We start from the raw sequence: 16,220 nt of genomic DNA on the forward strand, positions 1-16,220 counted from the left end.
AACTGTTTGAGCCCGCTCAAAAGGGCCGGACTTCATCTGACGATAAAGTATCGAACAGGGTTATCAACGGTTTGGGCGATATGCAGAAATATAATAAAAGCAGGAAGATACAGAGTTTTTATCATCTGCCTTTTAAAGGTGAGTATTTGCGGAAATTAAGTGTTCGGCTGGAATATTGACAGATAAACCACGCAAAATCCGCTTCACGAAGCGGGAGATGGACAGAATCGAGCGCCTCGCTGCCGAAGGCGGTGAGAGCGGCGTGCCTGCACTCATGAGGCCCCAACGCTCAATTTTGCGATGGTGTTCGCACGCTATTCTATCCTTATGCATCATCGTTGTTCTGGTTGGCGGCGTGGCTTTTGTTATCCTTCGCGGCGGTGTGAATAGCGATCTTTTGCGTGACGAAGCTCAAAAGAGCATAACCCGAATGCTGGGCAAAGACGCTTCTGCCACCATAGGAAGTGCCGGATTATCACTAGATCAGAACAGCCTGGTTGCGATGGAGGCAAATGACGTCTCAATTGTTGATCCGCGACAGGGCATAGAAATCAAGAATATAAAATCGGTGCGGCTCGGTCTGGCACCATTACCATTGTTGACTGGAAATGTTCGTGTTGCTGAACTGGAAGTGGATGGTGCGGCTTTCGATTTGCCAGAGCAGGAAGGTGCGGGTTTCTGGAAATCGCTACCCTACGACAGTCGTGGCTATGTTGACTTCGATGCGGTTTCGGAAGAGCTTTTTTCCGCCATGCGACGCAATCTAGAATTGTTGCAGGACCAGAACACACAGGCCATCGGACTGCTCAACACCACAATCCGCTTTAAAACAGGCGATGAGCAGCAAAGTATCGAGGTTAAAAAGCTTCGTCTTGTTGAAGATTCAGGGAAAATCTCGGTCAAAGGCAGTGTCGTCTGGAAAAACAAGACAATTACGGTTGATGGCAGCATAGATCGCAAAGGCCGTCAGAATGATCTCGATGCGTTTCAGATCAAGATCAGCAATTTGCCGATTGATATGGGTTCGCCGGAGGAAGTTGCTCCGATCATTGATGGCAATCGTGCCAATCCCGCGCATTTCGATCTAAAAGGTAATGCTAGCCTTGCTCTGTCTGGCAAGGTGGCCAGTGGGGACACGCCTGAGCGCGTTACAGCGCAACTTGCTGTCGATAACATCAACATGGAACTTGGCCGCGTTACCGATCTGCGCGGCAATGCGGTGCTGCTTATTGAGCACTCGGTTGGTAGCGGCAAGATCGAAATCAAACCATCTCGCTTGCAGCTGGGCGGATTAAACGCGGTGTTTCATGGCGCTTTCGGGCCGGAGCCAGATGCAACCAACAATTCAGGTGGTCCCGATTACCGCTTTGAAGTGGTAACAAGTTCAGCCACCAGCATGCCCGCAGAATCAATTGATCCGCAATTGGCTTTTGGCGTGAAAATTGCTGGTCATTTTCTGGCTGACCAACAGCGCCTGCAATTTTCCAACCTCGATGTTCAGACCAGCAAAGGCGAACTTTACGGGCAGGGCAGCATGGGTTTTGGCAATGGTTCGCCAGAAATGATCTTCATGCTTCGCATTCCTGAAATGCCGGTCGCGGATGCCAAGCATCTATGGCCCATCGATGTTGCAGATGGTGCGCGTGAATGGGTTCTGAAAAACCTGTTTGGCGGCACGTTGAAAGACAGCCGCATCGATATTTCGCTCGCAGGCGGGCGCTTTAATGGCCCGGGTCTGCCTCCGCCACTGACAGGCGAGGAGATCAAGGCAGACTTCAATGTGACCGATACGCGTTTCGACGTGATTGGTGAATTGCCGCCCGTTCGTGATGTTGCGGGAAACATCTCTGTGCGCGGCGCACATACGACAATCAAACTGGCAAATGGCATTTCCTATACTCCGGATAATCGCAAAGCGACGGTTTCCGACGGAACATTGATTATTCCATGGGGTCCGCAGCGCCCCGTCATTGCAAACCTTGATCTGCTTGTTTCGGGCGATGCCGCGGCAATCGCCGAGATTGCCGGTAAAAAGCCGATCGACGTTTTGAAAAACGTGCCTTTTCTTCCGGAAGACGCGACAGGTGATGTCAAAGCACGTGTGAAAGTCGGTTTTGCCGTTTCCAAAGGCGCACCACCAGGAACGCTGACATGGGATGCAGATATTGGATTTACGAATCTTGCTATTTCCAAGCCCGTTGGCGGTTCGACCGTCAGCGATGCAAATGGCAGCATCAAAGTCAATCAGTCGGTAGCGCTTATCACAGCAGATGCAAAGCTTGATGGTGTTCCCGCTAAAATCTCGATGACAGAGCCTGTTGATCGTTCTGGCCCTGCCAAACGTGAACAGAAGATCAAGCTTGAGCTGGATGACGCGGCCCGCAACAAGCTGCTGCCAGGATTGAAAGACCTGTTCTCCGGCCCGATTTCCATTGATCTTGGCATGGAGGACAGTGGCAAGCGGCACGTCGTGGCCGATCTAAATAAGGCCCAAATCGATCTACCTTGGCTCGGTTGGCGCAAAGGGAGCGGTGTTCCAGCTAAAGCGACATTCGATCTGATTGAAAGCAAAGACAGTGGAGGCAAGCTCGATATTCGCAATCTGGATTTAACGGGCGATACATTTGGCGCGAAAGGCAATCTGTCCATTGTTGGTGGTGATTTTCAGTCGGCAGATTTCAGCGATATACGCCTTACGCGTTCAGATCGCATGAGCGTGAAAGCCGCTAAGGCCTCGGGCGGTTACCGCGTTACCGTGCGCGGATCGCAATTTGATGCGCGCTCAATTATTAAACAAGTATCTGATCTGCAGAAAAAAACGGAAAACTCTGGTGGCGGCAAAAGTCCACGCGTTGTCGTCAGCGCCCAGATCGATGAAGTCAGCGGCTTTAACGATGAGAAATTGCGCAACGTGGCGGTTTCATACGAGAATGCGGGAAGCAAAATTTCCGGCGTTTCGGTCAACGCGGTCACGTCTTCTGGGCAATCTTTTGTTGCAACAAACAACGATCAAGGTGATGCCAGATCTGTATCACTGCAATCTAATGATGCGGGTGCAGTGCTGCGATTCTTTGACTTTTACGACAAGATGCGCGGTGGTAAGATCACTGTCGGTCTTGCAGGGCAGGGCAATGGCCCCTTAAGCGGCCAGATCGATGCGCGTAATTTTTCAATCATCAATGAACCGCGGCTGGCAAAAATTGTTACGAGTTCTCCGAATACCGGCGGTACCAGCCTTAGTCAGGCAGCCAAACGCGATATTGACGTGTCGCGGGTTGATATTGAGCGTGGTTTTTCTCTGATCGAAAAAGGCGAAGGCTATATGAAGCTCGCCAAAGGTGTTGTGCGCGGCCCCTCGGTTGGGACCACTTTTCAGGGAACGCTGTACGATCCGCGTGGAAATATGTCCATTACCGGCACATTCATGCCGGCCTACGGTGTGAATCGTATTTTCGGAGAAGTACCAATCTTTGGTGCGCTCTTGGGTAACGGACGTGATCGCGGTCTTTTGGGCATCACGTTCAAACTTGAGGGAACTGCCAAGGCGCCGCAGGTGATTGTGAACCCAATCTCTATTATCGCGCCGGGTATTTTCCGTTCGATCTTTGAGTTTTAAAGCGCAATAAAAAAGCCGGGCTGAACCCGGCTTTTCTTAGTTTTCAATTTCGATCACGCAGGGCGGATGAGCACATGGCGCTTCTTGCCGAGTGATACCTTGATCACGCTTTGCTCATTCAAAGCCGTTGCATTGATGCTCAGGCGCGGGTCAGTGACTATTTCATCATTGATGCGAACCGCGCCGCCTTCGATGTGACGGCGTGCTTCGCCATTGGTGGCGCAGAGTTCTGCAAGCACCATCAATGCCAAGACCCCGATGCCGTCATTAAGCGTTGCCTTATGCACGCCAACGGTCGGAAGATTTTCCGAAAGTTCACCGTCTTCGAAAGTCTTGCGAGCAGTATCAGCGGCTTCTTCGGCAGTGTCGCGGCCGTGCAGAATTGCAGTAATCTCGGTTGCGAGGATTTTTTTCGCTTCGTTGATTTCTGAACCGCCGAGCGCTGCAAGCTTCGCAATCTCATCCAAAGGCAGCGTTGTGTAGAGCTTAAGGAAGCGTTCGACGTCTGCATCTTCCGTATTGCGCCAGTATTGCCAGAAGTCATAGGCGCTGAGCATATCGGCATTGAGCCAGATAGCACCGCCCAGCGATTTACCCATCTTCTGGCCTGATGCTGTGGTGAGCAAAGGCGAGGTGAGGGCGTAAAGCTGTGGCGTACCCATACGGTGACCGAGATCGATACCGTTGATGATATTGCCCCATTGATCTGAACCGCCCATTTGCAGGCGCATGTCGTAGCGCTTGCTGAGTTCAACGAAATCGTAGGCTTGCAGGATCATGTAGTTGAATTCGAGGAACGACAATGACTGTTCGCGATCAAGACGGGTCTTAACCGAATCAAACGACAACATGCGGTTGACCGAGAAGTGGCGTCCGACATCACGCAGGAATTCGAGATAATTAATATCCCGCAACCAGTCGGCATTGTTGACCATAAGCGCGTCGGTTGGGCCATCGCCAAAGGTCAGGTAATTTGCAAAGACACGTTTGATACCCGCTATGTTTTCGGCAATGGTATCTTCAGTCATCAGCTTGCGTGCTTCATCCTTGAAGGACGGATCGCCAACCATGCCGGTCCCGCCGCCCATAAGAGCAACTGCGCGATGGCCAGTCTGCTGGAGCCAGTGCAACATCATGATCTGGATCAGACCGCCAGCGTGAAGGCTCGGCGCTGTCGGATCAAAGCCAATATAGGCCGTCACGGTTTCCTTGACCAACAATTCATCGAGGCCGCTTTCATCAGACATTTGATGAATAAAGCCGCGCTCGGAAAGCGTGCGAAGAAAATCGGATTTGAAACCGGACATGCCCTTTTCCTGACTGATTAGGCGAGAATGGAAACAACGGTAAGTAAGTGCTTACCACCTTATGATAATTTGCCTTTAGCATCATTCAAGCGGGAATAACAAGGAAACTCCGGTATGGTCGATTTGAAACGCGCAATTGGATTGATGAGCGGCACGTCGATGGATGGTATCGATATTGCGCTTGTCAACACCGATGGCGATAATTTCGTCGAACGCGGACCATCAAGTGCAGTTTCTTATTCTGATGGATTTCGTGCGCGGTTGAGGGCAGCACTTCTTGATGCGCGTAGCATTAGTGATCGCAATGAGCGTCCTGGCATTCTCAAGCAACTCGAACATGATCAGACGCTTCTGCATGCGATAGCTATTCAGGACTTTCTCTATGAACATTCGTTGAAGCCGGAAGAGATCGATGTGATAGGGTTTCATGGTCAGACCGTGCTGCATCGCCCGCGCGAGGCGCTCACGGTGCAGATTGGAGATGGAGCATTACTTGCTGCCGAAACAGGCATTGCGGTCGTTTATGACATGCGTGCTGAAGATATGCGACATGGCGGAGAGGGCGCGCCATTGATCCCGGCTTATCATGCGGCACTCGCTGCCAACTTGCCTTCAAGTCTTGAAGGTCCGGTCGTCTTCGTCAATATCGGCGGCATATCCAACCTCACTTATGTCGATGAAGCAGGTAGGCTGATGGCTTATGATAGCGGGCCGGGCAACATGCTGATTGATCAGTGGATGGAACTGCACGAGCAGGGTAGCTTTGATCCGGCCGGCATAACGGCAATGAGCGGTGTCGTCGATGAAGCTTTGGCCGCTCACTATCTCGATCATGAGTTTTTCAAAGGGAATCACCGTCGGTCACTGGATCGTGGTGATTTTATCGTGCCCGCAAAAGGCGCTACGGATTTGGCAACAGGTGCGCGAACGCTGGCTTATGTGAGTGCTGCGGCCATTCTGCGATCAGCTTCGCATTTACCGTCACGACCGCGTAGCTATGTAGTGAGCGGCGGTGGGCGTAAGAATGCAGCGATCATGGCTGAACTAAGCGCTTTGGCAGAACGCGAAGGCGCAAGTGTGCTTGATGCTGACAATGCTTGTTTTGATGGTGATGCAATGGAGGCGGAAGCCTGGGCTTATCTGGCTGTGCGTTCCATGCGCGGATTGCCGCTGACTTATCCGACGACCACCGGCTGCGATAAGCCTGTGTCGGGTGGTGTTCTGGTCCTTTCACCAAAATAAAAGCCCGACGAGGATACGCGCCGGGCTTGTATAAAGCTAATTTTGTAAAGCGTTTAACGTAGACGCTTCTGGCGCACTTCAACCAGTTCGCCAGCGAGACGGCGATCCAGATATTCGGTGCACTCATCGATCAGAAGATCACCTTGGCCAGTGAAGAAGTGGTTCGCGCCCGGCATTGTGTTCTGGGTGATCGTAATCCCCTTCTGTGTCTTGAGCTTATCGACAAGCACCTGCACATCCTTTGGCGGAGCAACCTTATCCTGATCGCCATGAATGATCAGGCCTGATGAAGGACAAGGTGCGAGGAATGCAAAGTCGTAAGTATTTGGCTGCGGTGCAACCGAGATAAAGCCCTCGATTTCTGGGCGGCGCATCAAAAGCTGCATACCGATCCATGAACCGAAGGAATAACCGGCAACCCAGCAATTTTTGGAATCTGGATGAAGTGCCTGCACCCAGTCGAGTGCGCTTGCCGCATCGGACAATTCGCCCGCACCATGGTCGAACTCGCCTTGGCTGCGGCCGATGCCGCGGAAGTTGAAGCGAAGCGTAGTAAAGCCGCGGCTCTGGAACATGTAAAACAGATCATAGACGATCTTGTTGTTCATGGTTCCACCGAACTGCGGATGCGGATGCAGGATGAGCGCAATCGGTGCGTTCTTTTCGCGGGAAGGCTGATAACGGCCTTCAAGGCGTCCGGCTGGGCCGTTGAAAATGACTTCTGGCATGTATACTCCGCTGGTGATCGGAAGGCCGGCTCTAGATTGGCGAACTTGACGTGGCAGTGCGCCGCTTCTAGAACCGATTTGAAATTTCGTTAGACTGGACCGTAGTTCAGTACCTGATGTGGCTTAATAGGCTTTTCCTGACTGAAAATTCAAGAAAATTGCGCTTAACGCCACTTAAAGGCTTCGCTTAGGAGATAGTATCGGTGATCGGAACCGGCAAGAGGCTCTATCTGGACTATAATGCCAGTGCGCCGTTGCTCGATGAAGCACGCAATGCGGTCATCGAGGCATTAGGCATTACCGGAAACCCGTCATCTGTGCACCTTGAAGGTCGCGCCGCTCGTGCACTGGTCGAATCGGCGCGGCGCAGTGTTGCTGTACTTGTGAATGCTAAGTCAGATCATGTCTTCTTCACATCGGGTGCTACGGAAGCCGCATCCACACTTCTGACGCCAGTTTACATGATGGGGCGTTCGCCGGTGCGTCTGTCGCATCTTTATGTAAGCGCGACTGAGCATCCCTGTATGCTTGCAGGTGGACAGTTTGCGCCGGACAACATCACGGTTCTTGCCGTTGATGAAAATGGAATTCTGCGGCTTGATGCTTTGGAGCAGGCGCTGAAAGCGCATGACAAGAGTGCGGGCTTGCCACTTGTGGCTGTTCAGGCAGCCAATAATGAAACCGGCGTCATTCAGCCGATCCGCGATATTGCAGCAGTTGTCAAAGCGTCCGGCGGCGTATTCGTCGTTGATGCGGTGCAGGCCGCAGGTCGTATTAAATTAGATATTACAGATAATTGTGGTGATTATCTGATAATCTCGTCGCATAAGATCGGTGGACCCAAGGGGGTCGGTGCTGTGATCACAATCTCTGATCTTATGATGCCAAAAGCGCTGGTTCGTGGTGGCGGTCAGGAAAAAGGCCATCGGGCTGGCACCGAAGCACTGCCACTTATTGCAGGCTTTGGTGCTGCCGCAGATATTGCGCATGCACGTCTGAACGGCAATGGCTGGTCGTTGGAAGCGCGAGACCGGCTGGAGGCCGGTCTTATGGAGATCGCGCCGAGTGCGACAATCCATGGCAAAGCTGTTGATCGTTTGCCGAACACGACGTTTTTCTCGCTGGATGGGCAAAAGTCTGAAACCGTTCAGATCGCATTCGACCTTGGCGGAATAGCTCTCTCAGCAGGATCAGCATGCTCTTCAGGGAAGGTCGGTCCAAGTCATGTGCTGGCTGCTATGGGCCTTGTGGAAGGGCCGGGCGCGATCCGTGTTTCGCTCGAACCGAATGCTCCAATAGAATCTGTTGATCAGTTTCTCGACGTTTTGCGCAAAATCGTCGCTCGCCATGAATGCTCCAAAGCCAGTTGAAACTGAAATCAGCCGTAAGCTGTAAATTATTCTTGAATTTTACTGGCAAATTTAAAGCTGGGCTTGAAATTGAGTTTAGAAAGGTTTTAAAGAAGCGTCACGCACACTATATTGTGGCGACGATAACAGCTATCATCGCCCTGACGTTTGCAACTGTCGGACCTTGAATTCGACGAGGATGGAGAACGCCAATGCCTGCAGTGCAGGAGACCATTGATCAGGTTCGCGGCTTGGACGTGGACCAGTATAAATACGGATTTGAAACAACTATCGAATCCGAAAAAGCCCCTAAAGGCCTTAACGAAGACATTATTCGCTTCATTTCCGCAAAAAAAGACGAGCCGGAATGGATGCTGGAGTGGCGTCTGAAAGCTTATGAACGCTGGCTTACCATGGAAGAGCCAACGTGGGCGCGTGTCGATTATCCGAAGATCGACTTCCAGGATCTTTATTATTACGCAGCGCCGAAGAATCAGACCGGCCCGAAGTCGCTCGATGAAGTCGACCCGGAACTTTTGCGTACTTACGAAAAGCTTGGCATTCCTTTGCGTGAGCAGGAAATCCTTGCTGGTGTGCGCAAGCAGGGCGATCCAAGCGAAATCGACGGCAATCCATCGGACAATGTCTATGCATCGGGTCGCGTTGCTGTTGATGCCGTGTTCGACAGTATTTCCGTTGTCACGACTTTTAAGGCAGAACTTGCAAAAGCTGGCGTGATCTTTTGTTCGATTTCGGAGGCCATCCGCGAGCATCCTGAACTGGTTCAGAAGTATCTTGCTTCCGTGGTTCCTGTTTCAGACAACTATTATGCGACGCTGAATTCGGCTGTCTTTACAGATGGTTCGTTTGTTTATGTGCCGAAGGGCGTTCGCTGCCCAATGGAGCTTTCGACCTATTTCCGTATCAATGAAAAGAATACGGGTCAGTTTGAACGCACGCTGATCATCGCGGAAGAGGGCGCTTACGTGTCCTATCTAGAAGGTTGCACAGCGCCACAACGCGACGAAAACCAGCTTCACGCAGCGGTTGTTGAACTGATCGCGCTTGATGATGCCGAGATCAAATATTCAACCGTTCAGAACTGGTATCCGGGCGATGTCAACGGCAAGGGCGGCATCTATAACTTCGTGACCAAGCGTGGCGATTGCCGTGGCGACCGCTCCAAAATTTCGTGGACACAGGTTGAAACCGGCTCGGCTATTACCTGGAAATATCCTTCCTGCATTCTTCGTGGTGATGATTCACGCGGCGAATTCTACTCGATTGCTGTTTCCAACGGCTATCAGCAGATCGACAGCGGCACCAAGATGATTCACCTCGGCAAAAACACGTCGAGCCGCATCATCTCCAAGGGTATTTCGGCTGGTAACTCCAACAATACCTATCGCGGACAGGTTTCAGCGCATCGCAAAGCGTCCAATGCCCGCAACTTCACCCAGTGCGATAGTCTCTTGATCGGCAATGATTGTGGAGCGCATACAGTGCCCTATATTGAGGCAAAGAATGCCACGGCACAGTTTGAGCACGAGGCAACCACCTCTAAGATTTCCGACGACCAGCTGTTTTACGTCATGCAGCGCGGCATTCCGCAAGAGGAGGCAATTGCCCTCATCGTCAATGGTTTTGTGAAGGAAGTTATTCAGGAACTGCCAATGGAATTCGCCGTTGAGGCGCAGAAGTTGATTGGCATTTCGCTCGAAGGCAGCGTCGGTTAACCCGACGCTTGCCTGACTGCTTTATCGCATCCGATTTTCTGGCCAGCTCTTTAACTGGCAATAGCAGCCCTTCGATGAGGCTGCGTTGAGAGACAAGGTTATACCCATGCTTGAGATCAAAAACCTTCATGCAAAGATCGCTGACACGGATACTGAAATTATCCGTGGTTTGAACCTCACCGTGAATAAGGGCGAAGTCGCCGCCATTATGGGCCCGAACGGCTCCGGCAAGTCGACACTGTCCTATATCCTTGCAGGTCGTTCTGACTACGAAGTGACCGAAGGTGACATTCTTTACAACGGCGAATCGATCCTTGAATTGGATCCTGCTGAACGCGCTGCTAAGGGCATTTTCCTTGCGTTTCAATATCCTATGGAAATCCCAGGCGTTGCTACGATGGAATTTCTCAAAGTTGCGATGAACAGCCAGCGCAAGGCACGTGGCGAAGCTGAATTGAAGATTCCTGAATTCATCAAGCGTGTCAAAGACGTTGCTGGCGGCCTTAATATTGATATGGCCATGCTCAAGCGTCCTCTGAACGTAGGCTTTTCGGGTGGCGAAAAGAAGCGCGCTGAAATTCTTCAGATGCAGCTTTTAGAGCCAAGCCTCTGCGTGCTCGACGAAACCGATTCCGGCCTCGACATTGATGCGCTGAAGATCGTTTCGGATGGCGTGAACGCGCTGCGTTCGCCAGATCGCGCGGTCATTGTGATCACCCACTATCAGCGTTTGCTCGATTACATTGTGCCGGATAGCGTGCATGTTCTTTACAAAGGACAGGTCATCAAATCAGGCGATAAGACTCTTGCAAATCATCTTGAAGAAAATGGCTATGCCGACATCATCGGCGAAGTAGCCTAAGGAGGCGGATTATGAATATCCAGACCTCAAAGCCAAGAACTCCGGCTGAAAGCGCACTGATCGACAGCTTTGCCATTCGTATGGGCGAGCTGCCGGGCAATGGTGACGTTGTCATTGCACGTGATAACGCGCTTGAAGAGTTGAAAGTTCACGGCCTTCCGTCGCGCCGCATTGAAAGCTGGCACTACACGGATTTCCGTACGCTTCTGAAAAGCGTGCCGGATTTCAATCCGACTGCTGGCACTAATGCGCTTCCAGCGTTGCTTGCAGGTTCGACAATTCTTGCTGCAAGCAATGGTGCAGCGCTTACTGCAAAGGCTCCCGAAGGCGTGACGCTGACTGCAGTGCGTGATGCGCTGGCTGATGGATCTCTCGTTTCAGGACTGGCGGTTCGTGGCACGGACGACACGATTGGTCAGATCAACGCTGCCTATGTTAGCGATGGCTGGGCTGTTTCGATTGCTGATGATGTTGAGCTTGAAGCACCGCTTGAAATTCAGAACATCCAGAAGAGCGGCCAGAGCCATACACGCTTTCCGGTTGAAATTGGCTCGAATGTCAAGGCAACTATCATTGAGCGTCAGACGGGCGGCGAGGGCGATGCTTTCTCGACTTCTGTCAGCCATGTGACCGTTGGCGATGGCGCCGATGTCATATGGGTTATTTTGCGTGATTTCGGACAGTCGACACAGCTTGCGCAGTTCAATGCAACGATTGGTGCAGGCTCCAAGCTTACGCTTTTCATCGTCAATGCTGGTGGCAAGCTGATCCGTCAGGAAGTGCATCTCAATGTTGCAGGTGAAGATTCGGACTTCGAACTCCGTGGTCTCAATCTGCTCGCAGATGATTCCCACACTGACATCACCATGACCGTTGCGCATCTGGTTGAGAACACACGTTCGACCCAGATCATCCGCAACGTGGTCAAAGATCGCGCGCGTGGTGTGTTCCAGGGCATGATCCGTGTCGCACAGATCGCTCAGAAGACCGACGCCCGCATGGCTTGCAACACGCTGCTGTTGTCTGACGATGGCGAGTTTGATGCAAAGCCTGAGCTGGAAATCTTTGCTGATGACGTGGCTTGCGGTCACGGTGCAACGGTTACTGAGTTGTCGAAAGACTATCTCTTCTATTTGATGGCCCGCGGTATTTCTGAAAACGAAGCCCGAGGCCTGCTGATTAAAGCGTTCATCGCCGAGATCATTGAAGAGCTGGAAAATGAAGCTCTGGTCGAGGCGCTGGAAGAAGTGCTTTCGAACTGGCTCTCAGCCCACGCTTGATTGAACAAGGCGGAGTGAGTTTTTCACTTCGCCTTTTCTGCCTGAATGGTAGAAGGAACGATCATGGATCAGAAGAATCCGCTTGTAGCAGCCTATGATGTCGATGCGATCCGCAACGATTTCCCCATCCTGTCACGACAGGTTCATGGCAAGCCGCTTGTTTATCTGGATAATGGCGCTTCCGCGCAAAAACCGCAAAGCGTTATCGACGCCATAAGCCATGCTTATTCAAATGAATATGCAAATGTGCACCGTGGTCTGCATTTTCTCTCCAATGCTGCGACAGACGCTTATGAAAAATCGCGCGAAACAGTTCGCCGCTTTCTGAATGCTGGCTCTGTTGACGAAATTGTCTTCACGAAAAACGCGACCGAAGCGATCAATACGGTCGCTTACGGCTATGGTATGCCGCATATCGGCGAGGGCGACGAAATCCTCCTGTCGATCATGGAGCATCACTCCAATATAGTGCCGTGGCATTTCATCCGCGAACGACAGGGCGCTAAGCTTGTCTTCACGCCGGTTGACGATGAAGGCGTGTTCCATATTGAGGAATTCGAAAAGCGTCTGACCGAGCGCACAAAGCTTGTCGCTATTACGCATATGTCTAACGCGCTTGGCACAGTCACGCCGATCAAGAAGATTGTGGAACTGGCCCATGCACGCGGCATTCCGGTGCTGGTCGATGGCAGTCAGGGTGCGGTGCATCTGCCGGTTGACGTGCAGGATCTTGGTTGTGACTGGTATGTCTTTACTGGCCACAAGGTTTATGGTCCTTCAGGCATCGGCGTTCTTTACGGCCGGGCTGAAATGCTCGAAAAGATGCGCCCGTTTCAGGGCGGTGGCGAAATGATTGAGGAAGTAACGGAGGAAAACGTCACTTACAATCATCCGCCGCATCGCTTTGAGGCCGGCACGCCGCCAATCGTGCAGGCAATCGGGCTTGGTGCTGCACTTGAATATATGGAAAAGATCGGCCGCCATGCGATCCTCGCTCATGAGGAAGATTTGCGCGACTATGCGCATGAGCAGTTGTGCAAGATTAATTCGCTGCGTATTTACGGCAATGCACCGGGCAAGGGTGCTATTATTTCGTTTGCGTTAGAAGGCATTCACGCGCATGACGTTTCGATGGTAATAGACCGGGCAGGCGTTGCTGTGCGTGCAGGCACACATTGCGCACAGCCGCTCTTGAAACGTTTCGGCGTCACCTCTACATGCCGTGCTTCATTCGCACTATATAATACACGCGATGAAGTGGATGCGTTGGCAGAAGCCTTGGAAAAGGCAAGGAAGTTTTTCGGATGACCGAGATCGAACAAAAAGTTCAGGAACAGACTGAAACTAAAGCGGATGATGCGAGCGCATCAACGGAAACGAAGTCTGCGTTCTCCGCTTCTTTGATACCGCAGGAAGAACTGCTGCGCTTAACCGATGACATCATCGCGGCACTCAAGACCGTTTATGATCCTGAAATCCCTGCCGACATCTACGAGTTGGGTCTTATCTACAAGATCGATATTGAAGATGACCGCACGGTGAAAATCGAAATGACGCTGACAGCTCCCGGATGCCCTGTTGCAGGCGAAATGCCGGGCTGGGTTGAGAACGCCGTTGGCACCGTTGAAGGTGTTTCCATGGTCGAGGTATCAATGACCTTTGATCCACCGTGGACTGCTGATCGTATGTCCGAAGAAGCGCAGGTCGCTGTAGGCTGGTACTGATATTCAAAGAAAAGCCCCGCATTGCGGGGCTTTTTATTCGACATCAGTATCCGGTGGTATTCGCATAATGCAGTGAATTCTTGCCGAAGCAGCCTTGCAGCAGGCCGACCAGCCCGCCGAGAGCCGTTGCGGCTGAAACAACGCCCTGACCACCTCTGAATGGAATCGAGAGGGATGCGCCTAAAAATTTGAACGCACGGCCAGCAATTTTAAGCGGCAGCTTTTTCAGTGTCTTGTTTGGATTTTCTCGATAACGCGCACCAAATTCAGTGATGTTATGATCGCGATTACGGCGATAATGATAGCTTAGCGTCAAACGCGACGATGGTACGGTCTCATAGACAATCGCATCACAGGCCCAGCCGGTTCGGGCACCCAGTGATTTCGCCTTGGCCCATAAGTTCCAGTCTTCGCCACCGGTAAGGCCGAAATGGGAATCGAAGCGCAGACCCGTATTGCGGAAAAAATCGAGCCGCCCCATCCAACTACCTGTAGCAACCTTGATCGAATCGCCACGACCTGCCGCACATTTGCGCTGGCATTTCTTTTCAGACTTATATCCGCTTCGCTCAATGCCAGACCAGACAAGTCGCTGCACAAGAGTGAGATTGTCGTCAAAGGGTTTTGGTCTAACAGGAGAGCCAACGATGTCGAGATCAAGCCGGTCGCGTTCGGCAAGCAGTTTTACGAGCCATTCTGGCTCTACGAACTCATCATCGTCTACATAGACAAGAAAATCAAAACCCTGTTCTATAGCGTGATTGAGTGCACGGTTTCGCGCTGCGGATATGCCTGGAATGTCTTCGACTATATAGGCTATCTGATGATCAGGTATAAGTGCGCGGAAACTCGTGACCGTTTCGTCAAGCGTTGCAGAGGCATTATTCTCAACAATAAGAAATGATACATCTGCACTGTCAGGCTTGTGAATAGTAGCCAAAGACAAGAAAAGGTTACAGAGCATCTTAGGTCTGTTTCGAGTGACGACGGAAATGCAGATGCGCCGTTGAGACATGATTTAATAAACCTAAAAAGATCATCTGATATATTTAGTATGCTTAATATGTAATTATCATGAAAGCAATAGTTGTAATATAGCTAAATAGCACTCGCAATAACTAGCAAGTACTGCTGCTATTTTAAGCCTATCACGATTTTATATAAAAAATAATACAGTGTTCATAAACGACTGTTGAAGGTGGTGCCCCCAGAGAGACTCGAACTCCCGACCCCCTGATTACAAATCAGGTGCTCTACCAACTGAGCTATAAGGGCATCACAGGCGTCGAATTAGCATAATTCTGGCGCGTGTAAAGCGAAAATTCACATTGAACGGGTGATAGTCAGCAAGTTTTGCATATGATAGCCATCAAGCCTGTGGAAACTGCACCTTTTTGGGCGCATGGGGACGGATTAATATGAGCGATATATCTTTGGCGCTTCACTTCTTATCATCGGGAACAGAAGAATCACTCGATGCTCAGAAAGAGCTGGTGAAGCGCTATGGTCATGTCGCGGCTGAGGATGCTGATGTTGTTGTGGCGCTTGGCGGTGACGGCACCATGTTGCAAGCATTACGCGATTTCATGAACAGTGGCGTACCCGTTTATGGCATGAATCGCGGTTCCGTCGGGTTCCTGATGAATGAGTTCAGCGTTGAGGATTTGCCTGCACGAATTCTCGCTGCACAGAAAGAAACGATCCGCCCGCTTGAAATGATTGCCGAGACTGAAAATGCTCCGCCGTTTAAAGCGCTGGCAATCAATGAGGTATCACTTTTCAGGCAGTCCTATCAGGCGGCAAAGGTTCGGATCACTATTGATGGCAAGATGAGACTCGAGGAACTTGTTTGCGATGGAGTCATGGTCGCAACGCCCGCAGGCTCTACAGCCTATAATCTTTCGGCACAGGGACCAATTCTGCCGCTTGAGGCGCCCTTGCTCGCGATAACGCCGGTCAGTCCGTTTCGTCCGCGCCGGTGGGGTGGCGCGCTCTTACCGAAGCACGTAACTGTGCGGATGGATCTGCTTGAAACAGAAAAGCGACCGGTGAATGCTGTTGCTGACAATAATGAAGTTAAATCAGTTAAATCGGTAACTGTGCGTGAAGACCCGGATAGTCAGGTTGCTATTTTATTTGATCAAAATCATTCCTGGGATGAACGAATTTTAACAGAACAGTTCAGGCATTAAAACGTGTTGGTTTTATCGTATTCATATCACAGAATTTAATTCTTTGTTTTTACGCATGTCTTTCACTCAAAACCGGTTTCCACTTTTGGAAGACATGCTCTCGTTATTTGTGAATTCAGTAAATTGGCTCATTAGCTTTGGGTGAAACACAATAAAATACAGCTAAATAGGTGTTTCTATATTC

The 16,220-nt window shown here is 51.1% G+C and carries 12 protein-coding genes and 1 tRNA gene; 9 read left to right on the top strand and 4 right to left on the bottom strand.

What is annotated here, in order from left to right; genetic code table 11:
* Nucleotides 1-217: 217 nt before the first annotated feature.
* The gene (locus CEV31_RS11060; protein WP_094507097.1) at nt 218-3,616 is read left to right on the top strand and encodes a DUF3971 domain-containing protein; all 3,399 of its coding nucleotides are present in this window, start codon (nt 218-220) and stop codon (nt 3,614-3,616) included.
* A 53-nt stretch (nt 3,617-3,669) separates the two neighbouring features.
* On the opposite strand, the gene tyrS is transcribed toward CEV31_RS11060, so the two are convergent.
* Nucleotides 3,670-4,923: a tyrosine--tRNA ligase gene (gene tyrS, locus CEV31_RS11065; protein WP_094507098.1), complete on the bottom strand. Its 1,254-nt coding sequence runs from the start codon at nt 4,921-4,923 to the stop codon at nt 3,670-3,672.
* Between the two features lie 114 nt (nt 4,924-5,037).
* Here tyrS and CEV31_RS11070 point away from each other — a divergent pair, with 114 nt between their 5' ends.
* Nucleotides 5,038-6,165, top strand: coding sequence for an anhydro-N-acetylmuramic acid kinase (locus CEV31_RS11070; protein WP_094507099.1), 1,128 nt, complete (start codon nt 5,038-5,040; stop codon nt 6,163-6,165).
* Between the two features lie 53 nt (nt 6,166-6,218).
* Here CEV31_RS11070 and CEV31_RS11075 read toward each other — a convergent pair whose 3' ends face one another.
* Nucleotides 6,219-6,893, bottom strand: a complete 675-nt coding sequence (locus CEV31_RS11075; RefSeq protein WP_094507100.1) for an alpha/beta hydrolase — start codon at nt 6,891-6,893, stop codon at nt 6,219-6,221.
* A 203-nt stretch (nt 6,894-7,096) separates the two neighbouring features.
* Between CEV31_RS11075 and CEV31_RS11080 the strand changes: the two genes are divergently transcribed.
* From CEV31_RS11080 to CEV31_RS11110, 6 genes are all read left to right on the top strand, one after another.
* Nucleotides 7,097-8,263 (top strand): cysteine desulfurase family protein, encoded by a 1,167-nt coding sequence (locus CEV31_RS11080; protein WP_094507101.1) that lies wholly within the window; start codon nt 7,097-7,099, stop codon nt 8,261-8,263.
* Nucleotides 8,264-8,454: 191 nt separating this feature from the next.
* Entirely contained in the window at nt 8,455-9,978 is a 1,524-nt protein-coding gene (gene sufB, locus CEV31_RS11090) for a Fe-S cluster assembly protein SufB (RefSeq protein WP_094507103.1), read from the top strand.
* Between the two features lie 106 nt (nt 9,979-10,084).
* Nucleotides 10,085-10,840, top strand: a complete 756-nt coding sequence (gene sufC, locus CEV31_RS11095) for a Fe-S cluster assembly ATPase SufC (RefSeq protein ID WP_094507104.1) — start codon at nt 10,085-10,087, stop codon at nt 10,838-10,840.
* A gap of 11 nt (nt 10,841-10,851) precedes the next feature.
* On the top strand, nt 10,852-12,120 hold the full coding sequence (gene sufD, locus CEV31_RS11100) for a Fe-S cluster assembly protein SufD (RefSeq protein WP_094507105.1): 1,269 nt from the start codon (nt 10,852-10,854) through the stop codon (nt 12,118-12,120).
* 63 nt (nt 12,121-12,183) lie between these two features.
* A complete protein-coding gene (locus CEV31_RS11105; protein WP_094507333.1) occupies nt 12,184-13,428 on the top strand; it encodes a cysteine desulfurase in 1,245 nt (414 codons plus the stop codon).
* A complete protein-coding gene (locus CEV31_RS11110) occupies nt 13,425-13,844 on the top strand; it encodes an SUF system Fe-S cluster assembly protein (protein ID WP_094507106.1) in 420 nt (139 codons plus the stop codon). The genes CEV31_RS11105 and CEV31_RS11110 overlap by 4 nt, the downstream gene beginning before the upstream one ends.
* A gap of 43 nt (nt 13,845-13,887) precedes the next feature.
* On the opposite strand, the gene CEV31_RS11115 is transcribed toward CEV31_RS11110, so the two are convergent.
* The gene (locus CEV31_RS11115; protein ID WP_094507107.1) at nt 13,888-14,859 is read right to left on the bottom strand and encodes a glycosyltransferase family 2 protein; all 972 of its coding nucleotides are present in this window, start codon (nt 14,857-14,859) and stop codon (nt 13,888-13,890) included.
* A gap of 184 nt (nt 14,860-15,043) precedes the next feature.
* Nucleotides 15,044-15,119, bottom strand: a tRNA-Thr gene (locus CEV31_RS11120).
* A gap of 143 nt (nt 15,120-15,262) precedes the next feature.
* Here CEV31_RS11120 and CEV31_RS11125 point away from each other — a divergent pair.
* Nucleotides 15,263-16,036, top strand: coding sequence for an NAD kinase (locus CEV31_RS11125; RefSeq protein ID WP_094507108.1), 774 nt, complete (start codon nt 15,263-15,265; stop codon nt 16,034-16,036).
* Nucleotides 16,037-16,220: the final 184 nt, after the last annotated feature.

Source organism: Brucella thiophenivorans (assembly GCF_002252445.1).
GTDB classification, from domain to species: domain Bacteria; phylum Pseudomonadota; class Alphaproteobacteria; order Rhizobiales; family Rhizobiaceae; genus Brucella; species Brucella thiophenivorans.